This window comes from Streptomyces sp. NPDC006314 (assembly GCF_040613075.1).
GTDB lineage: Bacteria > Actinomycetota > Actinomycetes > Streptomycetales > Streptomycetaceae > Streptomyces.
The window spans coordinates 614,407-628,882 of record NZ_JBEXRL010000001.1 but is presented as its reverse complement, the minus strand read 5'-3'; the positions used below and the strand labels follow the sequence as shown (position 1 = coordinate 628,882).

Annotated in this window: 11 protein-coding genes; 9 read left to right on the top strand and 2 right to left on the bottom strand. The window is 71.8% G+C overall.

All coding sequences use genetic code 11. The features are described from left to right. Window positions 1–68: 68 nt before the first annotated feature. On the bottom strand, window positions 69–488 hold the full coding sequence (locus ABZ079_RS02785; RefSeq protein ID WP_356937566.1) for a hypothetical protein: 420 nt from the start codon (window positions 486–488) through the stop codon (window positions 69–71). A gap of 202 nt (window positions 489–690) precedes the next feature. Here ABZ079_RS02785 and ABZ079_RS02780 point away from each other — a divergent pair, with 202 nt between their 5' ends. After that, on the top strand, window positions 691–1,857 hold the full coding sequence (locus tag ABZ079_RS02780) for a PP2C family protein-serine/threonine phosphatase (RefSeq protein ID WP_356937565.1): 1,167 nt from the start codon (window positions 691–693) through the stop codon (window positions 1,855–1,857). Window positions 1,858–2,003: 146 nt separating this feature from the next. On the opposite strand, the gene ABZ079_RS02775 is transcribed toward ABZ079_RS02780, so the two are convergent. Then, window positions 2,004–3,761 (bottom strand): phospholipid carrier-dependent glycosyltransferase, encoded by a 1,758-nt coding sequence (locus ABZ079_RS02775; RefSeq protein WP_356937564.1) that lies wholly within the window; start codon window positions 3,759–3,761, stop codon window positions 2,004–2,006. A 195-nt stretch (window positions 3,762–3,956) separates the two neighbouring features. Between ABZ079_RS02775 and rsmI the strand changes: the two genes are divergently transcribed. The 8 genes from rsmI (at window position 3,957) to ABZ079_RS02735 (ending at window position 14,411) form a co-directional block, all read left to right on the top strand. Further along, on the top strand, window positions 3,957–4,805 hold the full coding sequence (gene rsmI / locus ABZ079_RS02770; RefSeq protein WP_356937563.1) for a 16S rRNA (cytidine(1402)-2'-O)-methyltransferase: 849 nt from the start codon (window positions 3,957–3,959) through the stop codon (window positions 4,803–4,805). Between the two features lie 440 nt (window positions 4,806–5,245). After that, the gene (locus ABZ079_RS02765; protein ID WP_356937562.1) at window positions 5,246–5,650 is read left to right on the top strand and encodes a hypothetical protein; all 405 of its coding nucleotides are present in this window, start codon (window positions 5,246–5,248) and stop codon (window positions 5,648–5,650) included. 47 nt (window positions 5,651–5,697) lie between these two features. Then, the gene (locus ABZ079_RS02760) at window positions 5,698–6,648 is read left to right on the top strand and encodes a TatD family hydrolase (RefSeq protein WP_356937561.1); all 951 of its coding nucleotides are present in this window, start codon (window positions 5,698–5,700) and stop codon (window positions 6,646–6,648) included. A 154-nt stretch (window positions 6,649–6,802) separates the two neighbouring features. Next, window positions 6,803–8,338 carry a ubiquitin-like domain-containing protein gene (locus ABZ079_RS02755; RefSeq protein WP_356937560.1) on the top strand — a complete coding sequence of 512 codons (1,536 nt, stop codon included), beginning with the start codon at window positions 6,803–6,805 and terminating at the stop codon, window positions 8,336–8,338. Window positions 8,339–8,538: 200 nt separating this feature from the next. Continuing rightward, window positions 8,539–9,408, top strand: coding sequence for a 16S rRNA (adenine(1518)-N(6)/adenine(1519)-N(6))-dimethyltransferase RsmA (gene rsmA / locus ABZ079_RS02750; RefSeq protein ID WP_356937559.1), 870 nt, complete (start codon window positions 8,539–8,541; stop codon window positions 9,406–9,408). 87 nt (window positions 9,409–9,495) lie between these two features. After that, window positions 9,496–10,389, top strand: coding sequence for a 4-(cytidine 5'-diphospho)-2-C-methyl-D-erythritol kinase (locus ABZ079_RS02745; protein ID WP_356937558.1), 894 nt, complete (start codon window positions 9,496–9,498; stop codon window positions 10,387–10,389). A 142-nt stretch (window positions 10,390–10,531) separates the two neighbouring features. Then, entirely contained in the window at window positions 10,532–12,340 is a 1,809-nt protein-coding gene (locus ABZ079_RS02740) for an ABC-F family ATP-binding cassette domain-containing protein (RefSeq protein WP_356937557.1), read from the top strand. Window positions 12,341–12,584: 244 nt separating this feature from the next. Beyond that, window positions 12,585–14,411 carry a PQQ-binding-like beta-propeller repeat protein gene (locus tag ABZ079_RS02735; protein WP_356937556.1) on the top strand — a complete coding sequence of 609 codons (1,827 nt, stop codon included), beginning with the start codon at window positions 12,585–12,587 and terminating at the stop codon, window positions 14,409–14,411. The last annotated feature ends 65 nt before the right edge of the window (window positions 14,412–14,476 follow it).

Below are 14,476 nucleotides of genomic sequence, written 5' to 3'. Positions count from 1 at the left end.
GTCACACCATCGTATTTCGGTTCGCTTTTCCCGGCATCTCAGGCCACGGCGAGGCGGGTTGCACCGGCTCACGTGTCGTCATGGCCGTCCCAGGGCGCGTTGAAGCCTGGGCCGTCGGGACGGAACCCGGCCCACACATCCGTGACCGCAACTGTCGATGGGGACCGCCTGGCGCCTGTCGTTTCGTTGGTCGTCTCCTGACTCTGGAGATGTCCAGAGGAAAGCGACAATCCGAGGCGTTCATACGCCGCCTGCACATCCTTCGCCATCGAGTGGGAGAAACGCGCGGGTACTCTCACCGAGGCAAGGCGGTCGGCACCTCGCCCCACCCGCGAGATGATCCGACCGCCGTCGACACGGAACACGGCATGGTCCCCTGGCCGAAGGATCTCGACACCGTCCGGGTCCACGTCGGCGAACGCGCTCGCCCGTCGCAGGATGGCCTCTGCCGCGTCCGCGCCGAACCCGGTGCGTTCCCTCGTCGTCATGCCGTCTGTGTCTCCCGTCCGGCAGGCAGGGTGCGGACTTCGCCCCGGCCGCGACGGGCCGTGATGTCCTTGCTGTCCACGCAGGTCGGGCGGGTTCCCCCGGGCAATCTCCGGGGGACTGTAAACGGGCTGAGCCGGCCTGCGGGTACCCAGGGCGATCGGCTGGGTGGAGCAGTGGGTTTCAGCGAGGCAGGCTTGGTGCATGAAGTCGCCCTTGCGCTCACCCCCGGTGCTGGGAGCAGGCGGTCACAGCCGGGTCCTCTTCACGCTGATGCAGTGTGTGCCCTATCTGATCGCGGTGGCCGTGCTGGTCATCGAGCTCACGCCTGCGCACTTCATTTACACCGGCCCCTTTCTCACCGCGGTGCCGGCGCTGGCGGCAGTGACGTTGGGGCCCAGGGGCACCACCGCGGCGGCGGCCCTGGCGCTGGCGATCAGTGTGACCACCGCGACCCATAACGGGGCGTGGGGCACCCTGCAGGTTTACAGCAACTTCCTGGCGCTGGCCTTGGTCTCCGTGGCCGGGTTCATCACCAGCCGCGCCATGCAGGAGCGCAGGCAGAGAGAGCTCGACCAGGTCCGCCGCATCGCCGTGGCGGCCCAGGAGGTCGTGCTGCGGCCCGTGCCCGCGCGCCTGGGCCCACTCGGGGCCGGCAGCCTGTGCCTTGCGGCTGGGACGGGGGCACGTGTGGGTGGTGATCTGTACGAGGCCGTGCAGACGCGGTACGGCGTCCGGATGATCGTCGGAGACGTCCGGGGCAAGGGATTGTCCGCGGTACGAGCCGTCGCGGTGGCCGTGGGGGCGTTCCGGGAGGCCGTGCACTATGAGGAGGACCTGGTGGAGGTCATGAACCGCTGCGCGGCTGCGCTACGACGGGAATTGGCCGTGCCGGGCGCGTATGGTCAGGAGGTTCTGCTGGAAGGGTTCACCACGGCGCTCATCGCACAGGTGCCGGACGAACCCATCGTGCAGCTGGTCAACCGTGGACATCCGCCACCGCTGCTGCTGCACCGGGGCAGGGCCACAGCACTCAAGCCGCGCTTGCCATCGCCGCCTCTCGGCCTCGAAGACCTCGTCACCGACCTCCCCCCGAAGCCTGAAAGCTATGCGTTCGCCCCCGGTGACCGTCTGTTGCTCTACACCGACGGTGTGATCGAGGCCCGCAATCCCGACAGCGAATTCTTCGCACTGCCGGAGGCCGTCGAGGGGATAGGCGTCGGCCCCACCCCGTCGGAATTCCTGGAGCGACTGCACCAGGCGTTGATCCGCCACACCGGCGGCGACCTGGCGGACGATGTGGCGATGATCCTGGCCGACCGTTTCAACGACCTACCGGAGCTACCTCCCGGTGGGGCGGACATGGGATGACCGTCGTGGTCGGCTGCGCAACCGCAGCCCGACGGTCGTCCTCCGCACGGACTGTAAACCTGCCGACCGTCCCGGCCGGGCCGTCTCCGGGCCGTCCGAGGCCGATGACGGCCTCAGACGACCGGCGTCCTGGCGCGCATGCCCTGCTAGACCCAGGTGTCCAGCCACATCCGCGACCGCCAGCTGTCGATGGGGATCGCCTGGCCCGTGTACAGCGGCCAGAAGTAGATGAAGTTCCAGGCGATCAGCAGGACCAGCACGCCCGCCGCCGACGCGCCGATCACCCGGCGGGTGTCGCTGGAGCCCGGCGGGCCGACGATCGCGCCGATCATCATCGCCACCGCCAGGCAGAGGAACGGCAGGAAGACGACCGCGTAGAAGAGGAAGATCGTCCGCTCCTGGTACATGAACCAGGGCAGGTACCCCGCCGCGATGCCGCAGGCGATGGCACCGGCCCGCCAGTCGCGGCGGAACGCCCAGCGCCACAGCACGTACAGGAGCGCGAAGCAGGCCGCCCACCACAGCAGCGGTGTGCCGATCGCCAGCACCTCCCGGGCGCACTTCTGCCCGGCGTCCGCCGGGCAGCCGTCGGCACCGGGGGAAGGGGACTCGTAGAAGTACGACACCGGGCGGCCCAGCACGATCCAGCTCCACGGGTTGGACTGGTAGGTGTGCGGCGACGACAGGTGGACGTGGAACTTGTAGACCTCGTGCTCGTAGTGCCACAGACTGCGCAGCCAGTCCGGCAGGAAGGCCCAGCCGCCGCCCTTGCCGCCGGTGGCCGCCCAGTTGCGGTAGTAGCCGCCACTGCCGTCGGACGGGGAGAGGATCCAGCCGGTCCAGGAGGCCAGGTAGACGACGAGCGCCACCGGGACCGTCGCCAGGAAGGCGATGCCGGTGTCGTACTTGAGAGCCGCGGCGTACGGGTGGCGGGCGCCCGCCACCTTGCGGGTGCCGACGTCCCACAGCACCGTCATCACGCAGAACGCGACCAGGACGTACAGGCCGTTCCACTTCGTGCCGATGGCCAGGCCCAGCATCACCCCGGCCCCCCAGCGCCAGGGGCGCAGACCGAAGCGGAAGGTGTCGGCGATGTGCGCGTCCGGGCGGACCCGGCCGTCGGGGCCGGCCGGCAGCGCGGCGGCCAGTCTCTCCCGTGACCGGTCCCGGTCGACGATCAGGCAGCCGAACGTGGCCACCACGAAGAACATCAGCACGCCGTCGAGCAGCGAGGTCCGGCTCATCACGAAGTGCAGGCCGTCCACCGCCATCAGCGCGCCCGCCAGACAGCCGAGGAACGTCGAGCGGAACATCCGGCGCCCGATCCGGCACAGCAGCAGCACGCTCAGCGTCCCCAGCAGCGCCGTCATGAACCGCCAGCCGAACGGATCGAACCCGAAGATCAGTTCGCCGAGGCCGATGACGTACTTGCCCACCGGAGGATGCACGACATACGCCGGGTCCGTCGGGACTGACAGGTGTCCATGCGTCTGCAGGACGAGGTCGTTGGCGTTCTTGCCGTACTTGTCCCAGTTGACCTCGAAACCGTGGTGGACGAGCGCCCAGGCGTCCTTGGCGTAGTACGTCTCGTCGAATATCACGGCGCGCGGGCTGCCCAGGTTCCAGAACCGCACCAGGCCCGCCACCAGCGTCACCAGCAGCGGACCGCCCCAGCCCGACCAGCGCGTGATCCGCTCGGCGAGCACCGGCGACATGCCGAGCGCCCGCCACAGCCGGGGGCTCGGCTCGGCGTACGGGGGCACCAGCCGGTCGCGTACGTCGCCCCGGGGCGCGTCCTTCGCCGGCGCGTACCCGAATCGGCGCAGCCGCTGCTGCCACGACGGCCGCTGGTCATGCGACGCCTGGCTCTGCCGGAGGTCCATGGAGGACGCGGTACTGGTCACCGCGCCATCGTAGGGAACCGTTCTGTGCGAGTCCCGTGCATGTGCGGTACCGGTCGGGCCGGTGTGGACTTCCCGTGCCCCGGGTGCGGCCTTTCTGCGCTTTCGGGGGGCGGCCCGCCGACGGCTGCCGGTGTTCCGCGTCACCCGGCTCCGGGCGCGCGCAGGACGCTGCGCGCGCCCTGGGAGGATGGAGGGGTGACTGGAACCCTTGTCCTCGCAGGTACCCCCATCGGCGACATCGCGGACGCGCCGCCCCGGCTGGCCGAGGAGCTGGCCGGTGCCGACGTCGTCGCCGCCGAGGACACCCGGCGGCTGCGCCGGCTCACCCAGGCGCTGGGCGTGACGCCCAAGGGCCGCGTGGTGTCGTACTTCGAGGGCAACGAGTCCGCCCGTACGCCGGAACTGGTCGAGGCACTCCTCGGCGGCGCACGCGTGCTGCTCGTGACCGACGCCGGAATGCCGTCGGTCTCCGACCCGGGGTACCGGCTGGTCGCGGCCGCCGTGGAGAAGGACGTCCGGGTCACCGCCGTGCCCGGGCCGTCCGCCGTGCTCACCGCGCTCGCCCTGTCCGGGCTGCCCGTCGACCGGTTCTGCTTCGAGGGCTTCCTGCCGCGCAAGGCGGGCGAGCGGCTGTCCAGGCTGCGGGAGGTCGCGGACGAGCGGCGGACGCTCGTCTACTTCGAGGCTCCGCACCGGCTCGACGACACCCTCGCCGCCATGGCCGAGGCCTTCGGAGCCGAGCGGCGGGCCGCCGTCTGCCGCGAGCTGACCAAGACGTACGAGGAGGTACGGCGCGGTCCGCTGGCCGAGCTGGCGCGGTGGGCCGCGGAAGGGGTGCGCGGCGAGATCACCGTGGTGGTCGAGGGCGCCCCCGAGCCCGGGCCCGAGGAGCTCGACGCCGCGGAGCTGGTCCGCCGGGTGCGGGTGCGCGAGGAGGCCGGCGAGCGCCGCAAGGAGGCCATCGCCGCGGTGGCGGCGGAGGCGGGGCTGCCGAAGCGGGTTGTCTTCGATGCGGTGGTCGCCGCGAAACGCTCTGCTGAGTGAGCGGTCTTTGGGAGGCGCCACCGGGGGCTCGCTCCGCGGCGGGCTACGGGTCGTCCGTGGCTGAACGCGCGGTTCCCCGCGCCCCTTTCAGGACGCCCGTGTGGGTGTGCGGGAGCGCGCGCCGGCGTGAGGCCGTTCGCCTGAGCGCCGAGCGTGCGCCTCTGACCTGCGGAGACGTGGGCTCTGAGCGGCGCTGCACTCGGATGGGCGCATGCCCCACGGGACGGCAAAAAGCTGTCGCGGATGGCAAAGCGCAGACGGTCCCACGGGGCCGTTCCGGCAAGGAACGTCCAAATCGTCTCCAACACTCGACAGCCCCGCTGCGTTCACGCCGATCGAAGAGTCCACTGGTCGAAGGGGCGCACCCGTCCCTCGCCCCAGCGGGTTCCGGGGGGAATCCCGGTGCCGGGGTGCTTGCCCAGCGGACAGCAGGAGCTGGCATGAGTGAGATCGCAGGACGGACCGGCCTCCGCGGTACGGCCACAGCCGTCGTTCACGAGTCGTATTCGTTCGCCTGCATGCGCTGCGGGCACGGCTGGGAGCAGTCGTACGAGATAGAGCACCACACGGCTGCCGACGGACAGGAGTCCGTACGGTATGTGGCCGACGGCCGGATCGTGCCGTCGCCACTGAGCCGGCCCAACTGCCAGAACTGCGACGGCCACGTCGTGCGGATCATGCGCGCGGGCCAGGTCTCCTCGGTGCGCAGCGCGGCGCGGCGGCGTGACGATCGCGTACCCCAGGCGGGCCCGCTCAAGGTGCCGGCGGTGCCGGCGCAGCCCAAGGAGCCGCACCCCTGGCACCTGTCCGATCTCCTGCACCTGTTCCAGCGCAGGGCGAGCTGAACGGATCTCCGGCCGAGGCGGGCATGCCCCTTTCGTAGGATCGGGGCATGCCTTCGAACGCCGGCCAGAGCTCCAAGGACGACAAGAACGCGGCGCCGCCGCTCCCGGCACCCCTCCAGGTGCCCGTCGCCGACTCGCACACCCACCTCGACATGCAGTCCGGCCCCGTAGAGGAAGGCCTCGCGAAGGCCGCGTCGGTCGGCGTGACGACGGTCGTCCAGGTCGGCTGCGACATCAAGGGCTCGCGGTGGGCCGCCGAGACCGCGGCGGCGTACGAGAACGTCCACGCGACCGTCGCCCTGCACCCGAACGAGGCCCCGCGCATCGTCCACGGCGACCCCGACGGCTGGTCCCGGCAGGGCGCCCGCCGGCCGGGAAACCAGGGGGCGGCCCAAGGTGCCTCGGTTGAGGGCGGTGGTGCGAGACGGGCGGGCGACGCGGCGCTGGACGAGGCCCTCGCCGAGATCGACCGGCTGGCCGCGCTGCCCCAGGTGAAGGGCGTCGGCGAGACCGGGCTGGACTACTTCCGCACCGGCCCCGGGGGCAAGGCGGCACAGGAGCGGTCCTTCCGCGCTCACATCGAGATCGCCAAGCGGCACGGCAAGGCGCTCGTCATCCACGACCGTGACGCCCACGCCGACGTCCTGCGCGTCCTGAAGGAGGAGGGCGCCCCCGAGCGCACCGTCTTCCACTGCTACTCAGGCGATGCCGAGATGGCCGGGATCTGCGCCCGCGAGGGCTACTTCATGTCCTTCGCCGGCAACGTCACCTTCAAGAACGCCCAGAGTCTGCGGGACGCGCTCGCCGTCGCCCCGCTGGAACTGGTCCTGGTGGAGACCGACGCGCCCTTCCTCACCCCGGTCCCGTACCGCGGACGGCCCAACGCCCCGTATCTCATTCCGGTCACGGTGCGGGCGATGGCCGCCGTGCGCGGCATCGACGAGGACGCGCTGGCGACGGCGCTGGGCGCCAACACCGCCCGCGCCTTCGCCTATTGAGCGGGGGCCGTAGGTAACCGCCGACAACGCCCGTTCGGCTCGGCCTGGGATTCGTGCACAACGCTGCGTAGTCGTGCCGCTTTGGAGAGTGGCGGGTGCTCCGCTAGGTTTCTGGCCCGATCCGGACCCCTCTGGCCTTCTGGAGCGTGTCGGCGTGAGCAACTCGCAGTACGAGACCCATGAGGCGTACGGCCCCTGCGGTGCGCCGCCCGGCCCGCCCGGCCCACCCGGCGGCGGGTGGCCCGGCGTGCACGACGCGGAGACGCTGCCGTACGAGGACACCTACCGGCCCGCGTACGAGGCGGGGACGCGGGCATCGGCGGCGACGCCGCCGCACGCGCGGGTGAGCGGGCCGGTGTTTCCGCGACAGAACGGCAGCGGGCCGGCCGAGGAGACGCGCGGACACGATGCGCACACCGGTGGGGCGTGTGAGGAAGACGCGTCCGACGGGGGCCTACGCGACGGTGGTACACACGCGGTGGGGACGCACGAGCATGACGCGCACGCCGCCACCGTGGGGACGGCCGAGCTCGGTGTGCGGGCCGGAGTGAGTGGGCGTGCCGCGCGCCGGAGCGGGGCGCGCTACGGCGAGCGCCCCGAGTCCGCCCTGCGCCGCCTGCTGCCGCAGGTGCTGGTCGTGGTCTTCCTGGCCGGCGGCACCACCGCGTTCGTCGCCAAGGACAAGGCGATCGAGCTGAGCGTCGACGGCAAGCAGCGCACCCTGCACACCTTCGCCGAAGACGTCGGCGAGCTGCTCGCCGAGGAGGGCGTGTCCGTGGGGCCGCACGACATGATCGCGCCCGCACCCGGTGCGGCGCTCGCCAGCGGCGACGAGGTCGCCGTGCGCCACGGGCGCCCGGTACGGCTCACGCTGGACGGCCGGCGGCACGAGGTCTGGACGACGGCACGCACGGTGGAAGGGGCGCTGGACGAGCTGGGCGTGCGCGCGGAGGGCGCGTACCTGTCCACCTCGCGCTCCCGGGGCATCGGACGCGCCGGGCTCGCGCTCGACGTGCGCACCGAGCGCGCCGTGACGATCATGGCGGACGGCCGGACCCGCACCATCCGCACCAACGCGGCCACCGTCCGCGAGGCGGTGGATGAGGCCGGGATCACTCTGCGCGGCCAGGACACCGTCTCCGTCCCACCCGACAGCTTCCCGCGCGACGGGCAGACGGTGACCGTGCTGCGGGTGAGCGGCATCCGGGAGGTACGTGAGGAGCAGATCCCGTACCGGACCGAGCGGACCGGGGACCCCTCCCTCTTCAGGGGCACCGAGGTCGTCGCGGACCCCGGGCAGCCCGGACTGCGGCGGACCACCTACCTCGTGCGCACCGTCAACGGGGTCCGGGAGAAGCCGCGCCGCGAGAAGTCCGAGGTGGTGCGCCGGCCGCGCAAGCAGGTGGTGAAGGTGGGCACCAAGCCGCTGCCTCCCTCCGTGAGGAACGCCGAACACCTGAACTGGCGCGCCCTCGCCGTCTGCGAGTCCGGCGGCCGTCCGCACGCGGTCGACCCCTCGGGGACGTACGGCGGGCTCTACCAGTTCGACACACGCACCTGGCACAGCCTCGGCGGCAGCGGACGTCCGCAGGACGCCTCGGCGAAGGAGCAGACCTTCCGTGCGAAGAAGCTGTACGTGAGCCGGGGGGCGGCCCCCTGGCCGCATTGCGGGGCGCGACTGCACAGATGACGGTGACCGTTGCGCGGCCGCGGGTCCGTGCGGGCCGGTCGCGCAGTTCCCCCGCGCCCCCGCGCCCCCAGGGGGGCACGGCCCCGTCGGCGCGAGAGCACCGTCGGCACCCCGCGAGTGCGGGCAGGCGAGCCCTCCGGCCCAGCCCAGCGCCGGGCACCTGGCAGACCGGCCGACTTCATCCCCGTACCCTTAGTCCCGTGAGCAGCCCCACCCCCGACGCCCTCCTCGGCCCGGCCGACATCCGTGAACTCGCGGCAGTGCTCGGTGTCCGTCCCACCAAGCAGCGCGGCCAGAACTTCGTGATCGACGCCAACACGGTCCGCCGTATCGTCCGGACCGCCGGGGTCCGTCCCGACGACGTGGTCGTCGAGGTCGGCCCGGGGCTCGGCTCCCTCACCCTCGCGCTCCTGGAGGTCGCCGACCGGGTCACCGCCGTCGAGATCGACGACGTGCTGGCCACCGCGCTGCCCGCGACCATCGCGGCGCGCATGCCGGAGCGCGCCGACCGGTTCGCGCTGGTCCACTCCGACGCGATGCACGTCGCCGAGCTGCCCGGCCCCGCGCCGACCGCGCTGGTGGCCAACCTGCCGTACAACGTCGCCGTACCCGTGCTGCTGCACATGCTCGAGACCTTCCCCGGCATCGAGCGGACGCTGGTGATGGTGCAGTCCGAGGTCGCCGACCGGCTCGCGGCCGCGCCGGGCTCCAAGGTGTACGGCGTGCCGTCGGTCAAGGCCAACTGGTACGCCGAGGTGAAGCGGGCCGGCGCCATCGGCCGCAACGTCTTCTGGCCCGCGCCGAACGTCGACAGCGGGCTGGTCTCCCTCGTCCGGCGGGCCGAGCCGATCAAGACGACAGCCTCCAGGAAGCAGGTCTTCGCGGTGATCGACGCGGCGTTCGCGCAGCGCCGCAAGACCCTGCGGGCGGCCCTCGCCGGCTGGGCCGGTTCCGCGGCGGCGGCGGAGGCGGCCCTGGTCGCGGCCGGAGTCTCACCCCAGGCGCGCGGAGAGTCGCTGACGGTCGAGGAGTTCGCCCGTATCGCCGAGAACGCCCAGCGCGCCGAGTAGCGCCGATTAGCGCCAGGCGGTGCCGGACAGCGCCCGGACCGCCGAGCAAGGTCGACAACGCCCGCACACCAAGGAGCCCGGTCAGCAGTGAGCGTCACGGTCCGCGTCCCCGCCAAGGTCAACGTCCAGCTCGCGGTCGGCGCCGCCCGCCCCGACGGCTTCCACGACCTCGCCAACGTCTTCCTGGCCGTCGGCCTCCACGACGAGGTCACCGTCACCCCGGCCGACGGACTGCGCGTCACCTGCGAGGGCCCGGACGCCGACCAGGTCCCCCTGGACCGCACCAACCTCGCCGCGCGCGCGGCGATCGCGCTCGCCGCACGGCGGGGCATCGAACCGGCCGTGCACATCCACATCGCCAAGGACATCCCGGTCGCCGGCGGCATGGCGGGCGGCAGCGCGGACGGCGCGGGCGCGCTGCTCGCCTGCGACACGCTGTGGGGCACCGGCGCCTCCCGCGCCGAACTCCTCGCCCTCTGCGCCGAGCTCGGCAGCGACGTCCCGTTCAGCCTGGTGGGCGGGGCGGCCCTCGGTGTCGGGCGCGGCGAGCGGCTGACCGCCCTAGAGGCCGGCGGCACGTTCCACTGGGTGTTCGCGATGGCCGGGCGGGGCCTTTCCACCCCGGCGGTCTTCCGCGAGTTCGACCGCCTCGCCGAGGGGCGTGACATCCCCGAACCGATCGCCTCCGCGGACCTGCTCCAGGCGCTCGCCAAGGGCGACCCGGAGGCGCTGGCGGCGGCCGTCTCCAACGATCTCCAGCCGGCCGCCCTGTCCCTCTTCCCGGAGCTGGCCGACACGCTGGCCGCGGGGCGGACGGCGGGCGCGCTGACCGCGCTGGTCTCCGGTTCCGGGCCGACGACGGCCTTCCTCGCGCGCGATGCCGGGTCGGCGGAGAAGGTGGCACAGGCACTGCGGGCGTCGGGCACCTGCCGGTCGGTCCGGACTGCGGCGGGGCCGGTGCCGGGGGCGACGGTGGTCTGAAGGGGCACAGAGGGGCGCGGAGGCGTCACCGGCGATGCCCCTCCGGTGCGTCCCACGACGAGTGATCACCCCCGCGCGCTCCGTACCCTCCCCGCGAGGCCCTAGGCTAGAAGGCTGACCGATCCCCGCGCACAGGAGTGAAATGGCCGTCAACCTGGTCAATGTCGAGAACGTCAGCAAGGTGTACGGCACCCGTGCCCTGCTGGACGGCGTCTCGCTCGGTGTGTCGGAAGGGGACCGGATCGGGGTCGTCGGACGCAACGGCGACGGCAAGACCACCCTCATCCGGATGCTCGCCAAGCTGGAGGAGGCCGACACCGGTCGGGTCACCCACTCCGGCGGGCTGCGCCTCGGTGTGCTCACCCAGCACGACTCCCTCGACCCCGCCGCCACCGTCCGGCACGAGGTCATCGGCGACATGGCCGACCACGAGTGGGCGGGCAACGCCAAGGTCAGGGACGTACTGACCGGGCTGTTCGGCGGGCTGGACCTGCCCGGGTTCCCGAAGGGGCTCGACACCGTCATCGGGCCGCTGTCCGGTGGCGAGCGGCGCCGCATCGCGCTCGCCAAGCTGCTCATCGAGGAGCAGGACCTGATGGTCCTCGACGAGCCCACCAACCACCTCGACGTCGAGGGCATCTCCTGGCTCGCGAAGCACCTGCAGAACCGCCGCTCGGCGCTGGTGTGCGTGACGCACGACCGGTGGTTCCTCGACCAGGTCTGCACCCGCATGTGGGACGTGCAGCGCGGCGACGTGTACGAGTACGAGGGCGGTTACTCCGACTACGTCTTCTCGCGCGCGGAGCGCGAGCGCATCGCCGCCACCGAGGAGGTAAAGCGGCAGAACCTCATCCGCAAGGAGCTGGCCTGGCTGCGGCGCGGCGCGCCCGCCCGTACCTCCAAGCCGCGTTTCCGGGTGGAGGCCGCCAACGAGCTGATCGCCGACGTGCCGCCGCCCCGGGACAGCAGCGAGCTGATGAAGTTCGCCTCCTCACGGCTGGGCAGGACCGTCTTCGACCTGGAGGACGTCACCGTGCAGGCCGGCCCCAAGGTGCTGCTCAAGCACGTCACGTGGCAGCTCGGGCCGGGCGACCGGATCGGTCTCGTCGGGGTCAACGGCGCGGGGAAGACCTCCCTGCTGCGCGCCATGGCCGCGGCCGCCCGCACCGAGGGCGAGGAGCAGCCGGCCGGCGGGCGCATCGCCGTCGGCAGGACGGTCAAGCTCGCCTACCTCTCCCAGGAGGTCGCCGAACTCGACCCCGCCTGGCGGGTCCTGGAGGCCGTCCAGCGGGTCCGCGAGCGCGTCGACCTCGGCAAGGGGCGCGAGCTGACCGCCGGGCAGCTGTGCGAGACGTTCGGCTTCGGCAAGGAGAAGCAGTGGACTCCGGTGGGGGACCTCTCCGGTGGTGAGCGCCGCCGGCTCCAGTTGCTGCGCCTCCTCATGGACGAGCCCAACGTCCTCTTCCTCGACGAGCCCACCAACGACCTCGACATCGAGACCCTCACCCAGCTCGAGGACGTCCTCGACGGCTGGCCCGGCTCGATGATCGTCATCTCCCACGACCGGTTCTTCCTCGAGCGCACCACCGACCGGGTCTTCGCCCTCCTCGGCGACGGCACGCTGCGGATGCTGCCGCGCGGTATCGACGAGTACCTGGAGCGGCGCCTGCGCATGGAGGAGGCGGTCGCCGCGCAGGCCGCCGCCGCGGCGCCCAAGCCGGCCTCTCCCGAGAGGAGCGCCGCCGACCAGCGTGCCGCCAAGAAGGAACTCCAGAAGATCGAGCGGCAGTTGGACAAGATCTCCGAGAAGGAGTCCAGGCTGCACGCGCAGATCGCCGAGAGTGCCACCGACTTCGCGAAGGTCGCCGAACTGGACGCCCAGCTGCGGGATCTCGCCGGAGAGCGTGATGACTTGGAGCTGCGCTGGCTGGAACTGGCGGAGGACGCCTGACCTTTCACGCATCTCACGCAGGGGGCGCGTGCGTCGCGTGAAGGGGGCGTGAAGGCGCGTAACGGCGGCATCACGGGCCGGTTCTCCCTTGGGAACAGCGGCGGACGCGGAACCGTGCGTTGTCGGCACCGGGTGATAGAAAGAGCCGTCTGAGAACTGTTGAGAACTGTCTGAGTACGACCTTGGGTCCATCACGAACCTCAGGGCGTGGCTAAAAATCAGTGAACGAGGGGGAAGAGCGCTGATGACTCAGCCGCCCAACCAGCCGCCGCAGGGCGGCTTCGGCGCGCCGCAGGACCAGCCGCCGCAGCACCAGCCGCCGCAGGGCGGTGGATTCGGCGCCCCGCAGCCGCCCCCGGCGCAGGGCGGTTTCGGCGCGCCCCAGAGCACCCCGAACACCCCCGGTGCTCCGGGCGCCCCCGGCGTGCCCGCCACGCCTCCGCCGCCCGCCGCCCCCCCGCAGCCCCAGCCCGGCTACGGCTATCCCCAGCAGCCGGGCCCGTACGGTGCCCCGGGCCCCTACGGGTACCCGCAGCAGCAGCCGGGCCCTTACGGGGCGGCACCGCAGCCCGGTTACGGATACGCCCAGCAGCCGCCGTACCCGGGTGCGCCCGGCACCGCCCCCGGCGCGCCCCTCGGGGGCAAGTCGGCCTCGAAGGCGAAGCCGGCGCTGATGATCGGCGCCGCGGTGGCCGCGCTGCTCGTCATCGGTGGCACCGTGTACGCGGTCACCGGCGGCGACGACGGCGGCAAGAAGAAGCCCGTCGCCCAGCAGAGCGGCGACGGCAAGCACTCCGGCTCCCCGTCGCCGACCACATCCGGTGGCGGCAGCGGCGGTGACGACCCCGAGAACCTCAACGAGGGCCGGCAGGCCGGTGAGGCGAAGGTGCTCTGGTACAAGCCGGCGCCGGACGCCCCGGGTTCGGGTGCCGACGCGCCCGGCATGTGGATCACCGGCAAGACCGCGGTGAAGGCGGCGTACAAGCAGGTCTTCGCCTACGGCGCCGCCGACGGTGAGACCGCCTGGGGCCCGATCGACTTCCCGCAGAAGATCTGCGCGTCCACCTCGCGGCAGTCGGCCGACGGCAAGATCGTCGTGGCGTACAAGAACGGCTCGAACGACCGTGCCAAGTGCAACCAGCTCCAGCAGATCGACCTGGAGACGGGTGAGAAGGGCTGGAGCGGACAGGTCGCCGACGGCGGGCTGTTCGACAGCGCGCTCAACGTCGAGCTCACCGTGAGCGACAGGACGCTGATGGTGGGCCGTTCGCAGTCGGGCACGGCGTACGACATCGACACCGGCAAGAAGCTGTACGACAAGAGGAAGTACGGCGCGGCCTGCTTCCCGACCGCGTACGCGGGCGGCACCGGCCGGCTGATCCAGGTGGCCTCCTGCGCAGCCGGTACGGACAACGAGCACGACGAGATCCAGGAATTCGACCCGGTCACCGGCAAGTTGAGATGGACCCAGCCGGTCAAGAAGGGCTGGCGGGTCGCCCGGACCTACTCCGTCGACCCGCTCGTGGTCTACCTGACCAACCAGGACAAGAAGGCCTGGAACATCTCCACCTTCACCAAGGACGGCAAGTTCCGTTCCGAGGTCAAGGTCAACGAGAAGTTCGCCCCCCAATGCGGCTGGGCGATCCTCGAACGCGACCTGCAGGGCTGCCAGGGGGTCGCGGTCGACGCCAACACGCTCTACCTGCCCACGGGCGCCCTCAGCAGCGCCAACGAGATCGTCGCGATCAGCCTCGCCGACGGCAAGGAGAAGTGGCGGGCCAAGTCCCCGGCCGACGAGCCGATGGCCCCGATAAAGGTCGAGGGCGGCAAGCTCATCGCGTATGTCCAGCCGTCGTACGACGCGGGCGGCCAGGTGGTGTCGATCCCGATCACCGGCTCCTCCCACAAGAGCACCCGGCTGCTGCAGCACCCGCAGAGCGCCGCCGGCATCGAGGACACCTTCTACGACGGTGCCGTCGACTGGGTCGACGGGCGGTTCTACATCTCCGCCGGCCGGCTGTCCGGCCGCGACGACGCCAAGGAGAAGCTGATGATGGCCTTCGGCAACTGAGCCCGGCGCACGCCCCTTCCCACAGAGTCCCGAGTCCCGTCCGCCGCACGGCCTACAGAGCTTCA

Bases quoted from the DNA above. Each gene is read 5' to 3' on its own strand.
- ABZ079_RS02785 (WP_356937566.1), bottom strand. From the start codon at position 488: ATGACGACGAGGGAACGCACCGGGTTCGGCGCGGACGCGGCAGAGGCC.
- ABZ079_RS02780 (WP_356937565.1), top strand. From the start codon at position 691: ATGAAGTCGCCCTTGCGCTCACCCCCGGTGCTGGGAGCAGGCGGTCAC.
- ABZ079_RS02765 (WP_356937562.1), top strand. From the start codon at position 5,246: ATGAGTGAGATCGCAGGACGGACCGGCCTCCGCGGTACGGCCACAGCC.
- ABZ079_RS02760 (WP_356937561.1), top strand. From the start codon at position 5,698: ATGCCTTCGAACGCCGGCCAGAGCTCCAAGGACGACAAGAACGCGGCG.
- ABZ079_RS02740 (WP_356937557.1), top strand. From the start codon at position 10,532: ATGGCCGTCAACCTGGTCAATGTCGAGAACGTCAGCAAGGTGTACGGC.
- ABZ079_RS02735 (WP_356937556.1), top strand. From the start codon at position 12,585: ATGACTCAGCCGCCCAACCAGCCGCCGCAGGGCGGCTTCGGCGCGCCG.